At 57.3% G+C, this 865-nt stretch carries 1 protein-coding gene; it reads right to left on the reverse strand.

The genetic code is table 11. The features are described from left to right. The coding region (locus B4113_RS20710) for an IS1634 family transposase (protein ID WP_235598018.1) at nucleotides 1-865 on the reverse strand (865 nt) is incomplete at both ends.

Consider the following 865-nt stretch of genomic DNA (forward strand, 5'->3'; position numbering starts at 1 on the left):
TAGATTTGGCCTTTATACAACTTCAAGATTTCTTTTGCCTCCATCGGTTGACCCTTCCATTCCTTCGGAACGGTCGTAATGAGGACAAACCGGGACGCTTTCCGTCTCGCCTGTTCCCAAGCGTTGGGGTCGAATTCGGCGCCAAGACGCACGAAATACAGCGTCTCCATCTCGGGTTCCGCCCCTTTTTTCGGTCGTCCGCGCCGTTTTTTCGGGCGTACGATCTCTTCGATTGCGGCTTCCACCCGATGAAACTGGGGACGAAGGGACGCCTTGAGGGAGGCCAAGGCTTGTTCGGCGTCTGCCCGGCAAGAGAAGGGGTGGCGTTCCCAGCGGGCTTGTTCCTCGCGAAGAAGCTCCGCTTCTTTGGTCCGCTCTTTGTCGAGCGTCTTTCCTTTTCGCTGGTCGAGCGCGCTCGATTCGACGACGATCAGCCGAACGGGATGGCCTTCATAAGTGGAGGCCGTTTCCCATACCCGATACGTGGCACCGTTTTTCTCCGCCAGCGTAAAGGGGTCGTTCCACGGGATAGGAGGCGAATCGGCCTCCGACAATGCCTGTTTGACGATCCGAAGCGACGGAGGACCCCGCGTGATCAAAAAGGCGTTGGCGGCCTTCGTTTGCGCCAAGGTCTCTTTCGTCATCGCAGCGGAATCCGCCACGTAAATCCATTCGTCTCCGATCTTGGCTTGCTTCAGCTGTTCATGGACACGGGAGAGCACCTCAGGATTCCACGTTTTGTCCGGCACGTTGCCGTCGTGCACATCGCCGTAAAACGGGATGCCGTCTTCGTTGCCGATCAGCCCGAAACCGATTGGTTTTTGCCAACGATGGTGCCGGTTGTAGCCATGTGTGATCTGCAGGG

The organism is Geobacillus sp. B4113_201601 (assembly GCF_001587475.1).
GTDB lineage: Bacteria > Bacillota > Bacilli > Bacillales > Anoxybacillaceae > Geobacillus > Geobacillus icigianus.